Raw genomic sequence first — 13,405 nt, forward strand, 5'->3', positions numbered from 1 at the left:
GCACGAGACGGCACGCCCGGCATCGGCATCGTGTTCGAGACGCGGCCCGACGGGCTGCACATCGTCGACGTGATTCCCGACGCGCCCGCGGAAAAAGCCGGCGTGCGCCCCGACGATCTCGTCGTCGCGATGAACGATACGAGCGTCGTCGGCATCGATGCCGCCGACCTGACCAAACTCGCCAAGGGCGACGCAGGCGTGCCGCTGAAGCTCACGGTCCAGCGCGGCCCGTCGCACGCGGTGCTGAGCTTCGCGCCCGTGCGAACGATCCTCAAGCCGCATCCGGCGACCGCGAAACGGCTCGACGGCGACATCCTGTACACGCGGCTGTCGAGCTTCCCGGAACCGGCGGTCGGTGACTACGTCGACGCGATACAGGCCGCCCGCCACGCGGGGCCGCCGGTGAAAGGCGTGATTCTCGACCTGCGCATCAACGGCGGCGGCGCACTCAATGCGGCGATCGGCATCACCGCGCTGTTCGCGGGACGCGACCGCACCGCGATGGTGACAGTCGAACGCGGCGACGCCAACCGCCGCCGCTACACGACCAACTGGCCCGACTACGAATTGCCGGTCATGCACGGCCAGGATCCGCTCGCGCCGCTGCAGGCCGACGACTGGTGGCGCACCGTGCCGCTCGTCGTACTCGTCGACGGACAGAGCGCATCGGCCGCCGAAGCGACCGCGGCGGCGCTGAAGGATCTCGGCCGCGCGAAGCTGCTCGGCATGCCGACCTACGGGAAGGGGCTCGCGCAAACGGGCGTCGACCTGATCGACGGCACGCGCCTGAATTTCACGTACGCGCGCAACCTGCGGCCGAACGGCTGCCCGATGGACGGCTACGGCGTCGTGCCGGACTGGCTCGTGCCGCCGCGTCGCGACTCGGACGTCGACGGCGTGCTGCTGTGGTACCGGGAAGCCGATCTCGCCCGTGCACCGTATGCGGACCGGCTGGCGCCCGATCCGTTCGCGAAGGTGCGCAAGGAACGGCAGAAGCTGCGCGAGCAGCGTGCGCTCGCGAAGATCGATACGGCGAAGAGCGCGGCGCTGCCGCAGCGCGAGTTCGGCACGGCAACCGACTGGCAGCTCGGCCAGGCGCTTGCGGCGCTCGCCGGGCGCCCGGTGCGGACCGTCGAAGCCAGACCGCAGCTGATGCCGGCACAACCCGTATGCGAGCGCGCCGGCAACTGACGCGCGCCGCCCCATCCTGTCACCGGAAGCCGAACCGCCTGCGCAGCACGACCAGCGCCACGAGGCTCAGCACGGCCGCGAACATCAGGTAGAAGCTCGGCGCGGTCTTCATCCCGGTCGCCTTGATCAGCCACGCGATGATGAACGGCCCGAAGCCGCCGAAGATCGTCACCGCCACGTTATACGCGAGCGACATCCCGGTCGTGCGCGTCTGCACCGGAAACACTTCGGACAGCAAACCCGGCAGCGCCGCGAAGTAGCCCGTCATCAGGAACGCGAGCAGCACCTGCAGCGCGATCAGCGTGCCGAAGCCCGGATGGGCGACCAGGTACGCGAATGCCGGGTAGATCAGCACGAGGATGCCGACGGCCGGCGCGATCATCACGCGTACGCGGCCGTAGGTGTCCGACCAGTGGCCGACGAGCGGCGCGAACGCCATCTGGATCACGCCGACGACGAGGATCGCCGCGAACGCGGCCGACGGCGCGAGGCCGAGCTGCTTTACGCCGTAGGTCGGCATGAACAGCACGAGATAGGTCGCGACGGTGCCGAGCACGACCACGCCCATCGCGGCGACGAGGCGCGCCTTGTGCGATGCGAACGTGTCGCGCAGCGGGTTCGCGGTGCCTTCCGCCGCGAGGAACTCGGGGGTCTCGTCGACCTTCGTGCGGATGTAGTACGCGACCGGCCCGAGCAGCAGGCCGAAAAAGAACGGCACGCGCCAGCCCCACGACGCCATCTGCGCGGCCGTGAGCTGCGCGTTCAGCACGGTGCCGAAGCCGGCGGCGAGCAGGGTCGTGAGCCCCTGGCTCGCGACCTGCCAGCTCGCGAAGAAGCCGCGCCGGCCCGGCACGTGCTCGGCGAGGAACGCAGTCGCGCTGCCGAACTCGCCGCCGGCCGAGAAGCCCTGCATCAGCCGCGCGGCGACGAGGATCACCGGCGCCGCGACGCCGATCGTCTCGTACGTCGGCAGCACCGCGATGATCAGCGTGCCGCCCATCATCAGCAGGATCGACAGCGTGAGCGCGGCCTTGCGGCCCGCGCGGTCGGCATACGCGCCGAGCACGATCGCGCCGAGCGGGCGCATGAAGAACGACACGCCGAACGTTCCGAGCGTGAGCAGCAGCGACACGGTGTCGTTGCCGGCCGGGAAGAACAGCTTCGAGATCGTCACCGCAAAGAAGCCGTAGACGACGAGATCGAACCACTCGAGCGCATTGCCGATCGACGCGGCGACCACCGCGCGCCACACGCGCGGCGACGAGGCAATGGAGCTGGACTGCGTGACGGCATGCATCGGCGATCTCCTTGTCGTTGTACGTTCTGTTCGGGGCGGCCGCCCGCGCGCCGTCGGCCTGCCCGACGCCGCATGGCCGCATGCTGCGCTCGGGCGATTATAGGCGCGCAAAAAAAACCGCCGCGCCCCCGGTAACGGGAGCGCGGCGGTTTGCCCGCGGCGACCGGCGCGACGGCCGGCCTCGCCGGGAAGTCTTACTGCTGCTTGACCGCTTCGGCCGTGATCAGCAGCTTCGTCTTCATCTTGAAGCCGTACTGCTTGCCGTAGTCGAGGCCGAAATCGTCGCGGCTGAATTCGCCGACGGCGTCGACACCGCACACTTCACGCTTGAGCATCGGGTGCGGCATGCACTTGAGCGAATCGATCTTCAGCGTCAGCGGCTTCGTGACGCCGTGCAGCGTCAGGTTGCCGACCACCGATACCGGCTTGTCGCCGTCGAACTTGATCGTGCCCTTGTAGTTCGCCTGCGGGAACTTCGCTGCATCGAAGAATTCGGCCGTCTGCAGGTGCTCGTCGAGCTTCGCGCTGCCGGTGTGGATCGACGCGATGTCGGTCGTCACGTCGACGGTGCCCGTCTTCGCCGCGCGGTCGAGCGTCACGGTGCCGCTCGACTTGTCGAACTTGCCGCGCCAGACCGACAGGCCGCCGAAGTGGTCAGCCTCGAAGCTCGGGTACGTGTGGCTCGGGTCGAACTGGTAGATCGCGCTTTCGGCAAATGCCGAGAACGACAGCGAAGCGGCCAGCGCGCCGGCGGCGATGATCAGATGCTTTTTCAAACTTTTTCTCCTGGGAACGGCGCCGCGCCCTCGCGCGGCATTCAGTTGAGGCGGCAACCCGCCGCTTACTTCGTGGCGACGAGATGGAACTTGATCTGCACTTCGTCCGCGACGATCGACGTGTCCTTCCACTCGCCGGTACCGACGTTGAAGGCCGAACGCTTAATCGGCAGCACGCCGTCGAAGGTCTGCGTCGCGCCGTTTTGCGCGACCGTGACGGGCACCGTGACGGTCTCGGCCTTGCCCTTGATCGTCAGCTTGCCCGTCACGTTGTACTTGTTGCCGCCGGCCGGCGCGATCGCCGACGACACGAAGGTCGCCTGCGGATAGGTTTTCGCGTCGAACCAGTCCTTGCCGGCGACCTGGTCGTTGTACATCTTGTCGCCGAGGTCGAAGCTCGCGACGTCGATCGTCATCTGCGCGCTGCCCTGCGCAGCTTTCGCCGGGTCGAACTTCACCTGCGCGGAAAACTTCTTGAACGCGCCTTCGGTCGGCACGTTCATCTGCTTCGACACGGCGGACACCTTGCTCTTCGCGAGATCGACGTCGGCATGCGCCGCGCCCGACGCGACAAGCGCCGCCGCGGCGAACGCGGTCAGCATGGAGCGGGAGAAAGACACTTTCATGGGATCCTTCATTTGGCAAAGGGAAGCATGCGCGACAGCAGGCCGTCGCGGTCCAACAGCTGGTGCTTGAGCGCCGCGAGCACGTGCATCGCGACGAGTGCAAGCAGAATGTAATTCAAAGACACGTGCAGCGTCTTGAAGGTTTCCTTGAGCGCCGGATCGGGGTCGATCAGCCGCGGCAGCGGCACGATGCCGAGATAGACGACCGGGATGTTCGACGCCGAGCTGTACAGATAGCCCGTCGCGGGAATCGCGATCATCAGCACGTACAGCAGCATGTGCACGCCGTGCGACGCCGCGCGCTGCCACGCGGGCGTACCGCCCGGCAGTGCCGGCGGCACGTGGGTCGCACGCCAGAGCACGCGCACGACGGCCAGCGCGAACACCGTCACGCCGATCCACTTGTGCCACGAGAAGTACTTCAGCTTGGTCGGCGTGAAGCCGGGAATGTCCGTCATTACCCAGCCGAGCGCGAAGCCGCAGACGATCAGCAGCGCGATCAGCCAGTGCAGTGCGATCGCGGTATGCGCGTAGCGTGCCGGCACCGCCGGCAGCGATTTCGATGCCATCTTGGATTCCTCAGTTCAGCGAACGGCCGCGCCGGTAAATTCGTCCGACGCGTGTCAAGGGCGCCATGCTACCGCAACCTTTTGACGCGCGCGGACTCTGAAGACAGGCCCGCCAGCCGGCTGACAGCTTCCTGTCATGTTACCGATCAGTCACATAACGCGCGATCGTTGACACGCCGAAAAAGGCCTTTTGGTAAGATTGGCGCGGGTTCCGGCCCCGTCGACGTGTCTCCCCAGCCGTCGCACCACTGCCTTTTCCATGCAACGAAACGACCTGATTGCCTGCCACGAGTGCGACGCACTGTTGCACAAACCGCGCCTGAGCGGACGTGAAATCGCACGCTGCCCGCGCTGCGATGCGCTGCTCTATCGCAACAGCACCGCGCAGATCGAGCGGATCTGCGCGCTCGCGCTCGCGGCGCTGATCACGTTCTCGATCGCGCAGGCGTTTCCGATCCTCGAAATGGACGTGAACGGCAACCGCGTGCAGACCACGCTGATCGGCGCGATCGATTCGCTGTGGCACCAGGACATGGCGATCGTCGGCGTGATGGTGTTCTGCTCGACCGTGCTGTTCCCGCTCGTCGAGATGTCCGCGCTGCTGTACCTGTTGCTGCCGATACGGCGCGGCGTCGTCCCGCCCGGCTTCAACCTGGTGCTGCGCGCGATCGAGCTCGTGCGGCCGTGGGGCATGATCGAGGTGTTCATGCTCGGCATCCTCGTCACGATCGTGAAGATGGTGAGTCTCGCAAGGGTCGTTCCCGAGGCCGCGCTGTTCGCATTCGCCGCACTTACGCTGATGATCGCCGTCGTGCTGATGTTCGATCCGCGCACGCTGTGGGACATCGCCGACGATCTGCGCGCCGGCCGCTCGCCCGGGCAGCCCGACGATGCCGCCCCGCTGCCGAAAGCCGCCCGCCGATGACGATCCCGACCGCCGCCCGCGAGGGCTACGCCAGCTGCCACGCATGCGGCCTCGTGCAGACGCTCGACCATCCGCACGCACACTGCGCGCGCTGCGGCAGCGTGCTCCATTTCCGCACGCCGAACAGCCTGATGCGCACGTGGGCGCTGCTGCTCGCCGCCGCGATCCTCTACATTCCCGCGAACCTGCTGCCGATCATGCGCACCGCGTCGATCGTCGGCTCGCAGGAAGACACGATCATGAGCGGCGTGATCTATTTCTGGGTCTCCGGCGACTGGCCGCTCGCCGTCGTCGTGTTCGTCGCGAGCATCCTCGTGCCGATGCTCAAGCTCGGCGTGCTGCTGATCCTCGTGATCAGCGCGCAGCGACGCACCGCCTGGCGGCCGCTGCAGCGCACGCGCCTGTTCCGGATCGTCGAGCGCATCGGCCGCTGGTCGATGCTCGACATCTTCGTCGTGACGCTGACCGTCGCGCTCGTCCATTTTCGTTCGCTCGCCATCATCACGGCCGGCCCCGGCGCGCTCGCGTTCGGTTCCGTCGTGATCCTGACGATGCTCGCATCGATGCAGTTCGATCCCCGCCTGATCTGGGATCCAGTCGAAACCTCAGGGAATCACCATGAATAGTCCACAAGGCCCGCAGCACGACGCGCCCCGGCCGCCCGATCCGACGATCTCGACGAAAAGCGGGTGGCTGCCGTCGCTCGTCTGGCTCGTGCCGCTGATCGCCGCGCTGATCGGCATCGGCCTCGTGATCAAGTCCGTGCGCGAGCGCGGCCCGGAAATCACGATCAGCTTCCACAGCGCCGAAGGGCTCGAGCCCGGCAAGACCCAGGTCAAGTACAAGGACGTCGAGATCGGCATGGTCAAGACGATCAAGCTGTCGAAGGACCTGTCGCGCGTGCTCGTCCAGGTGCAGCTCAAGAAGGAAGCGGAGGACTTCGCGGTCAAGGGCTCGCGCTTCTGGATCGTGCGGCCGCGCGTCGGCGCGACTGGCGTGTCGGGGCTCGGCACGCTGCTGTCGGGCGCGTACATCGGCGTCGACGCCGGGCGCTCGGAGGATACGCTGACCGACTTCACGGGCCTCGAGACGCCGCCCGCCGTCACGGGCGACCAGAAAGGCACGCAGTACGTGCTGCGCGGCGATTCGCTCGGCTCGGTCGACATCGGCTCGCCGGTCTACTACCGCCGCGTGCAGGTCGGCCAGGTGGTCGGCTTCTCGCTCGACAAGGACGGCACGGGCGTCACGTTCAACGTGTTCGTCAATGCGCCGTACGACCAGTACGTCGGCGTGAACTCGCGCTGGTGGCAGGCAAGCGGCGTGGACCTGCGGCTCGACTCGAGCGGCCTGAAGCTGAACACGCAGTCGCTCGCGACGGTGATCCTCGGCGGCATCGCGTTCCAGACGCCGCCGAACCAGGGCACCGGCGCGACGGCGCCGAACAACACGACGTTCCGCCTCGCGTCCGACGAGGGCGACGCGATGCGCGACCCGGACGGCCAGCCGCTGCAGGTCGTGATGAACTTCAACCAGTCGCTGCGCGGGCTCGCGGTCGGCGCGACGGTCGACTTCCGCGGCATCGTGCTCGGCGAAGTGACGAATATCGGCATCGACTTCGATCCGAAGACGAAGAACTTCCTGATGCCGGTGACGATGAACGTGTATCCGGAACGCCTCGGCCGCCGTTTCCGCGAGACGATCGAGAGCAAGGGCGACCAGGCGCGCCGCGAGATCGTCGAGCGGCTCGTCCAGCACGGGCTGCGCGGCCAGCTGCGCACCGGCAACCTGCTGACGAGCCAGTTGTACGTCGCGCTCGACTTCTTCCCGAAGGCACCGGCCGTGAAGATCGACACGGCGCGCCAGCCGCTCGAGCTGCCGACCGTGCCGAACACGCTCGACGAGCTGCAGCTGCAGGTCGCCGACATCGCGAAGAAGCTCGACAAGGTGCCGTTCGACCAGATCGGCGCGAACCTGAACAGCGCGCTCGCGAACGCGGACAAGCTGTTCAAGCAGCTCGACACGCAGGTCGCGCCGGAAGCGCGCGACACGCTGTCGGCCGCGAAGCAGACCTTCTCGACCGCCGAGGCGACGCTGCAGCAGGATTCGCCGCTGCAGTCCGACGTGCGCGGCGCGCTGAAGGAACTCACGCGCACGCTGCAATCGCTGAACGCGCTCGCCGACTATCTGGAGCGCCACCCCGAATCGCTGCTCAAGGGCAAGCCAGGAGATAAACAATGACGACGACACGCGTGAACGGTTTCGCGAGCGGCGCGGCGGCGGCTGTCGCCGCCCTCGCGCTCGCCGCGTGCAGCTCGCCGCCCGCGCGGTTCTACACGCTCAGCCCGGCCGACGCCGCGGCGCCGCTGCGTACCGCGCCGGCCAACCCGGCATTCCTGATCGAGGTGCCGGCGGTCGGCGTGCCCGAGCAGGTCGCGAAGAGCCAGCTGGTCGTGCAGAAGAACGCCGCGCAGGTCGACGTGCTCGAGCAGGAACGCTGGGCGTCGCCGCCCGCCGACGAGATCCGCCGTGCGCTGTCGGACGATCTCGCCGCGCAGCTCGGCACGATCGACGTCGCGAATTCCGCGTACCCGCCCGGCGTGCCCGTGTATCGCATCAGCGTGAACGTGCAGCGTTTCGAATCGTGGCCGGCCAGGCGCGCGGCGGTCGACGCCGTGTGGAGCGTGCGCTCGCTCGCCACGCAGGCCGTGATGACGTGCCGCACGAGTGTCGCGGAACCCGTTGCCGACGGCTACGACGCGCTCGTCGCCGGCCACCGGCGCGCGCTCGACGTGATTGCCACGCAAGCCGCGGCCGGCGTGCGCGCGATGGCCGCGCGACGCGGCACTGCGGCTGCCACGGCACCCGCTGCCGGCAGCAGGACGGCCGCCGCGCCGGTCGTGCCGTGCCCGGCCAACCCGACCTCCGGCGGCGACGCCGGCGCAACGGGCAAGTCCGGCGCGTAAGCAGGCAGGGCGAAGGCGAGCACTCGGCGGCAGGCTCGCCGGCGCGGTTTCGGGCGGCGTGATCGGGACCGTCGCCAACGCGCTGGCCGCCGTCGGCGTTGCGGCGCCGCCCGCCCCCATCACGCTCACCGGCCAAAAGGCCGCTTTGCATTGTTTGTCAAAGTCGGCCGGAACCGGCGCCATGCCATACGGTCGGCTTGCGTTTTCCGGCCCGATTGACGATCCTACGCACTTTCCGGCTCGCGCCGTTCGTCGTGCGCGCCGGCCAGCGGCGCCGGGCGGCGTTCGGCCCGACCGCCGTGCCTCCCGGCGCCCGCACGCGATCGGCGTGCACCGCAGCGGGCAGCCGCATCGCGGGTCGCCGCGCATCGTCCGGCAACCGGCCCCGTCTCACCCGTTCTCCCCGGCGCCGCGCCGCTTCCCCGGCCGGCATCCCGAACCCGCCCGCCGAGGGCTTTCGCTATTCCGTTTATGTTTCGTTCCCTGACGACCCTGATCAAGAAGTGGCGCGCGTCGCGCAATGCCGGTCACCAGCTCGATGCGCTGCTCGCGCACGCCGACGCCGATGCGTCGTACGCCGAGCGCAGCGAATGGCTGATCGAGCTTGCGCACTGGCTGCGCCGCACCGGCACGATGCAGGCCGCGCACGACGCGCCGGCCGATCGCGACGCCGATGCGCGCGCGTATCCGGCCCATGCGCGGTTGCGCTACCTGTTCCACGTGCTCGATCGCAATCCCGCGTGGAAAACCCACGCCGCGCGCATCCTGCGCGGCATCCTGCGCGAGTGCGACGGCATTTCGTTGCTGTGCGACGCCGGCATGCCCGTGCACTCGGGGTTCTTCGGCGCGCTGTTCGAGCGGATCGACTCGTCGCTGATCCCGCCCGCGCCGAACCGCCGCGAGCTGTCGGCGCTCTTCACGCTGATGTTCCCGACGCCGGAAGACGCGCAATGGATCGACGCGTTGCCCGACGATCTCCTCACGCGCCTCGCCGAACTGCTCTCGTTCGACGTCACCGACGAAGAGCGCCACGAGCCGGGCTCGTTCTCGCGCGACCTGCTGGCCGCGCTGCACAACCTGACCTGCCAGATCAGCTCGACCGGCCTGTCGCAGACGGTGCGCAGCCGGCTCTCCGACGACGATGCACGCAAGCCGCTCGAAACGCAGCCGTTCTACCGCCTCACGCGTGCGATGCTCGCGGTCGAGACCGCGCATGCGGCCGTCGAGGACGGCGGCGACCCGAGCAAATTGCTGCACGAAGTGAACTACCTGCGCGTGCTGCTCGACGAATGCCGGATCGCCGTCGACGACGTGTTCTCGCACCTGTACCGCAACGGCGTATCGGTCGACATCGTGTTCCAGGTCGAACGGATGCGCATGCGCATCGTGCGCGCCGAGATGCTGCTGAACGCGTGGATGGCGCGCGACGACCTGCACGGCATGGCGCACCTGACGGCCGAGCTCGTCGACGCGAACCACAACAGCCAGAGCGTGTCGCACCTCGTGCGCAGCAACTTCTCGCTGTTCGCGCGCAAGCTCGTCGAGACCAACGCGGACACCGGCGAGCACTACATCTCGCGCGGTCGCGCCGAGTACCTGAAGATGCTGCGGATGGCCGCGGGCGGCGGCCTCGTCACCGTCGTGACCGTGTGCGTGAAGTTCGCGATCACGGGCGCGCACCTGCAGTCGATGCTCGAAGGGCTGCTTGCGGGCGTCAACTACGCGGCCAGCTTCATGCTGATGCACTTCCTGCATTTCACGCTCGCGACCAAGCAGCCCGCGATGACCGCGCCGACCCTCGCGCGCGAGCTCGACGACACCGGCAACGAGGAAGGCGTGAAGGCGTTCGTCGCGTCGGTGATCGCGCTGATCCGTACGCAGGCCGCCGCGATTTCCGGCAACGTGCTCGTCGTGCTGCCCGTGTGCCTGCTGGTGCAGCTGTTCGCGGGCAACCTGCTGCACGCGAACCTGATCTCGCCGGAGAAGGCGCATGCGACGCTGCACTCGTTCTCGCTGCTCGGCCCGACGCCGCTCTACGCGGCGCTGACCGGCGTGCTGCTGTGGGCGTCGAGCCTGCTCGCCGGCTGGGCCGACAACTGGTTCGTGCTGCACCGGGCCGGCGACGCGCTCACGTACAACCGCCGGCTGCGCCTCACGCTCGGCAAGGCCGGTGCCGCGAAGCTCGCGCACTTCTGCCGGTCGAACGTGGCCGGCGTGGTCGCGAACGTCGGGCTCGGCCTGATGCTCGGCCTCGTTCCGGCGATCGTCACCGTGATCATGTTCCCGTTCGAGGTGCGGCACGTGACGCTGTCGGCCGGCTCGATCGGCATCGCGCTCGGCGTGCTGGGCAAGGGTGCGCTCGGCACACCCGAGCTGTGGTGGGCCTGCGCCGGCGTGCTCAGCATGGCGATCCTCAACGTGCTCGTGAGCTTCGCGCTCGCGTTCACGATGGCCGTGCGCTCGCGCAGCCTGCGCCGCACCAAGGTGCGCGCGCTCGTCGCCGCGATCGTCCGGACGGTGCTGTCGAATCCGCTCGCGCTGTTCTGGCCGGGCAGCGGCCAGGCCGCGCGCGCCGGCCAGCCGGGCTCGCACTGAGCCCGCAGCGGCATGGCGGTGCCCGCCCGGGCACCGCCGCGCGGCCTGCTGGCACGCCTGCGCGGCGCCCCGGCCCGCGCCGCAGCACCGAAACGCGACGCAACGCCGGCCCCGGTCGCCCGCGCCGCGTACAATAGTGGACTTTTGCACGTCCTCACCCGCCTTATGTCCTCGCCCACCCTGTACGAATTCTTCGCTCCCTGCCCGCGCGGCCTCGAAGCGGCGCTTGCCGCCGAGCTGGCCGAAATCGCCGGCCGCCATCTGAACGGCGCGCCGTTCACCGCGGGCGCGCAGGTGCCGGGCGGCGTCCACTTCAGCGGCGGCTGGGCCGCCGGCATGGCCGCGAACCTCCATTCGCGGATCGCGAGCCGGGTCCTGCTGAAGATCGCGCACCGCGCGTACCGCAACGAGCAGGACGTCTACGCGCTCGCGCTCGAGCAGCCGTGGGAGCGCTGGTTCGCGGCGACGCAGACGCTGCGCGTCGACATCACCGCGATCAAGTCGCCGCTGAAGAGCCTCGAATTCGCGACGTTGCGCGTGAAGGACGCGATCTGCGACCGGATGCGCGACAAGACCGGCGCGCGCCCGAGCATCGACACCGGTGCGCCGGACGTGCGCGTGTTCGCCTTCCTGACGGCGGGCGAGTGCACGCTGTACCTCGACACGTCGGGCGAGCCGCTGTTCAAGCGCGGCTGGCGTCTCGACAAGGGCGCGGCGCCGCTGCGCGAAAACCTCGCGGCCGGCATCCTGCGCCTGACGGGCTGGACGCCCGGCACCGCGCTGTACGACCCGATGTGCGGCAGCGGCACGTTCCTCGCGGAAGCCGCGCAGATCGCGCTCGGCGTGGCGCCGGGCGTCGAGCGCCGGTTCGGCTTCGAGAAACTCAAGCAGTACGACATCACCGCGTGGCAAGGGCTGAAGGTCCCCGCGCTGGACGCGAAGCGCGCGGCGCGCGGCAAACGCGGCGAAGCGCTCGGCGTGTACGGCAGCGACATCTCCGGCGACATGCTCGAGAAGGCGCGCGCGAACCTCGAGCGTGCAGGCGTGCCGTCGGTATGGCTCAAGCAGGTCGACGCGCGCGGGATGACGCCGCCGTGCGACGGCCCGGGCATCATCCTCGCGAACCCGCCGTACGGCGAGCGGATCGAAGTGCGCGGCCGCAGCGCGCGCGGCGAGGTGCGCGAGACGGGCCGCAACCGCGGCAACGACGACGCATTCCGCCGTACCCACACCGACGCACCCGACAGCGAGTTCTTCAACGCGCTCGGCGATGCGCTGAAGCAGCGCTTCACGGGCTGGCAGGCGTTCCTGCTGACGTCCGACCGTTCGCTGCCGGGCCAGCTGCGGCTGCGCGAATCGGCGAAGACGCCGCTGTTCAACGGCGCGCTCGAATGCCGGCTGTTCCGCTTCGACCTGATCGCCGGCAGCGTGAAGGCGCGCCCGGCCACGCCGGAAGGCGACGCGTAAGCCTCACCGTCGCGCGGGGCCGCCGGCGCGGCGCGCGCGCATGCCGCCGGCGCGCGTCGGTGCTTCGGCAGCGCGCACGAAAGCACGCCCCCCGTCTCGAGCAGCCTCTCCCGGCGTGTTCGCACGGGCGGCCAGCCGCCGCGAATCTCCGAATCCCCCCCGAATCATCCCCGGTTCATCCCCGAACCGGACACGACCGTCTTGCGTGACGGCCAGCCTCACGACACCGTGGTATGGCTCGAGCCGATCGATCACGCGCGATTCCCCCTCCTTGAACGCGTGCGCCATCTGACGTCCAGCCGACGCGGCGGATCGGTCTCGGCCGCTTCGCCGAGATGTCGGCCCGCGGCGGATCACCGTCATCCCGACGCGCTCGCCGCGAACCCGGCCGCCATCCATGTCAGGGCTGACAACTCTACTGACAATACGGTGTCAGCAGCCCGCGCTCACACTGCAATCCCGGCGCAATGCAGGCTGGTTTTACTCCCGAACCCGAATAACAACGCAACAAGGAGCTCGTCATGACGTCAGCAACCGCCACTGCCACCCCGGAACGCGCGATCGCGTGGTTCGACATTCCGTCCCTCGATTTCGACCGGGCGATCCGCTTCTACGAAACCGTGCTGCAAACCACGTTGGAGCGCGCAGTCATCGGCGGCGTGCCGATGGCCACGTTCGACCGCGACGCGTCCAGCACGGGCGGCAGCATCGTGTTCGATCCGCAGCAGATCAAGCCGAGCGCGAACGGCGTGCTCGTCTACCTGAACGCCGGCGAATCGGTCGTCGCGGCGCTCGAACGTGCGAAGCGCGCGGGCGGCGTCGTGCAGGGCTCGGTCGTCGAGCTGCCGAACAACTACGGCTACGTCGGCTACCTGATCGACACCGAGGGCAACCGCGTCGGCCTGCACGCGCCGAAATGCCACTGAGCACAACGGCCGCCGGGCGCGCGCGGCGCTATCATCGCGAGGTCCCCACTGCCGTTGGAATCGAGGTGCC

12 protein-coding genes are annotated in these 13,405 nt (G+C 68.8%); 8 read left to right on the plus strand and 4 right to left on the minus strand.

The annotated features are described in order from the left end of the window. On the plus strand, positions 1 to 1,191 hold a 1,191-nt coding region (locus FFS49_RS15205), incomplete at its 5' end, for a S41 family peptidase (RefSeq protein ID WP_137951009.1). A 19-nt stretch (positions 1,192 to 1,210) separates the two neighbouring features. Here FFS49_RS15205 and FFS49_RS15210 read toward each other — a convergent pair. The 4 genes from FFS49_RS15210 to FFS49_RS15225 all read right to left on the minus strand — a co-directional run bounded on the left by FFS49_RS15210 (position 1,211) and on the right by FFS49_RS15225 (position 4,459). After that, positions 1,211 to 2,488: an MFS transporter gene (locus tag FFS49_RS15210; RefSeq protein WP_105815982.1), complete on the minus strand. Its 1,278-nt coding sequence runs from the start codon at positions 2,486 to 2,488 to the stop codon at positions 1,211 to 1,213. Positions 2,489 to 2,682: 194 nt separating this feature from the next. Beyond that, on the minus strand, positions 2,683 to 3,264 hold the full coding sequence (locus FFS49_RS15215; RefSeq protein ID WP_105815981.1) for a YceI family protein: 582 nt from the start codon (positions 3,262 to 3,264) through the stop codon (positions 2,683 to 2,685). A 65-nt stretch (positions 3,265 to 3,329) separates the two neighbouring features. Beyond that, on the minus strand, positions 3,330 to 3,890 hold the full coding sequence (locus FFS49_RS15220) for a YceI family protein (RefSeq protein WP_006482463.1): 561 nt from the start codon (positions 3,888 to 3,890) through the stop codon (positions 3,330 to 3,332). An 8-nt stretch (positions 3,891 to 3,898) separates the two neighbouring features. Further along, entirely contained in the window at positions 3,899 to 4,459 is a 561-nt protein-coding gene (locus FFS49_RS15225; RefSeq protein WP_039361403.1) for a cytochrome b, read from the minus strand. Positions 4,460 to 4,718: 259 nt separating this feature from the next. Between FFS49_RS15225 and FFS49_RS15230 the strand changes: the two genes are divergently transcribed. From FFS49_RS15230 to FFS49_RS15265, 7 genes are all read left to right on the plus strand, one after another. Then, entirely contained in the window at positions 4,719 to 5,384 is a 666-nt protein-coding gene (locus FFS49_RS15230; RefSeq protein WP_105815980.1) for a paraquat-inducible protein A, read from the plus strand. Then, positions 5,381 to 6,010, plus strand: coding sequence for a paraquat-inducible protein A (locus FFS49_RS15235; RefSeq protein ID WP_088926392.1), 630 nt, complete (start codon positions 5,381 to 5,383; stop codon positions 6,008 to 6,010). The genes FFS49_RS15230 and FFS49_RS15235 overlap by 4 nt, the downstream gene beginning before the upstream one ends. Beyond that, entirely contained in the window at positions 6,003 to 7,622 is a 1,620-nt protein-coding gene (locus tag FFS49_RS15240) for an MlaD family protein (RefSeq protein WP_039361410.1), read from the plus strand. The genes FFS49_RS15235 and FFS49_RS15240 overlap by 8 nt, the downstream gene beginning before the upstream one ends. Further along, positions 7,619 to 8,347, plus strand: a complete 729-nt coding sequence (locus FFS49_RS15245) for a PqiC family protein (protein WP_105815979.1) — start codon at positions 7,619 to 7,621, stop codon at positions 8,345 to 8,347. Before FFS49_RS15240 ends, FFS49_RS15245 begins: the two co-directional genes overlap by 4 nt. A gap of 471 nt (positions 8,348 to 8,818) precedes the next feature. Next, positions 8,819 to 10,942 carry a site-specific recombinase gene (locus tag FFS49_RS15255; protein WP_105815977.1) on the plus strand — a complete coding sequence of 708 codons (2,124 nt, stop codon included), beginning with the start codon at positions 8,819 to 8,821 and terminating at the stop codon, positions 10,940 to 10,942. 165 nt (positions 10,943 to 11,107) lie between these two features. Then, entirely contained in the window at positions 11,108 to 12,409 is a 1,302-nt protein-coding gene (locus FFS49_RS15260; protein ID WP_039361417.1) for a class I SAM-dependent RNA methyltransferase, read from the plus strand. Positions 12,410 to 12,930: 521 nt separating this feature from the next. Next, entirely contained in the window at positions 12,931 to 13,335 is a 405-nt protein-coding gene (locus tag FFS49_RS15265; protein ID WP_039361419.1) for a VOC family protein, read from the plus strand. Positions 13,336 to 13,405: the final 70 nt, after the last annotated feature.

Source organism: Burkholderia sp. 4NA327C6 (genome assembly GCF_005502655.1).
Taxonomy (GTDB): domain Bacteria; phylum Pseudomonadota; class Gammaproteobacteria; order Burkholderiales; family Burkholderiaceae; genus Burkholderia; species Burkholderia contaminans.

Coding starts and splice junctions, on each gene's coding strand:
- FFS49_RS15265 (WP_039361419.1), top strand. CDS start 12,931: ATGACGTCAGCAACCGCCACTGCCACCCCGGAACGCGCGATCGCGTGG.
- FFS49_RS15230 (WP_105815980.1), top strand. CDS start 4,719: ATGCAACGAAACGACCTGATTGCCTGCCACGAGTGCGACGCACTGTTG.
- FFS49_RS15220 (WP_006482463.1), bottom strand. CDS start 3,890: ATGAAAGTGTCTTTCTCCCGCTCCATGCTGACCGCGTTCGCCGCGGCG.
- FFS49_RS15255 (WP_105815977.1), top strand. CDS start 8,819: ATGTTTCGTTCCCTGACGACCCTGATCAAGAAGTGGCGCGCGTCGCGC.
- FFS49_RS15210 (WP_105815982.1), bottom strand. CDS start 2,488: ATGCATGCCGTCACGCAGTCCAGCTCCATTGCCTCGTCGCCGCGCGTG.
- FFS49_RS15235 (WP_088926392.1), top strand. CDS start 5,381: ATGACGATCCCGACCGCCGCCCGCGAGGGCTACGCCAGCTGCCACGCA.
- FFS49_RS15245 (WP_105815979.1), top strand. CDS start 7,619: ATGACGACGACACGCGTGAACGGTTTCGCGAGCGGCGCGGCGGCGGCT.
- FFS49_RS15260 (WP_039361417.1), top strand. CDS start 11,108: ATGTCCTCGCCCACCCTGTACGAATTCTTCGCTCCCTGCCCGCGCGGC.
- FFS49_RS15225 (WP_039361403.1), bottom strand. CDS start 4,459: ATGGCATCGAAATCGCTGCCGGCGGTGCCGGCACGCTACGCGCATACC.
- FFS49_RS15240 (WP_039361410.1), top strand. CDS start 6,003: ATGAATAGTCCACAAGGCCCGCAGCACGACGCGCCCCGGCCGCCCGAT.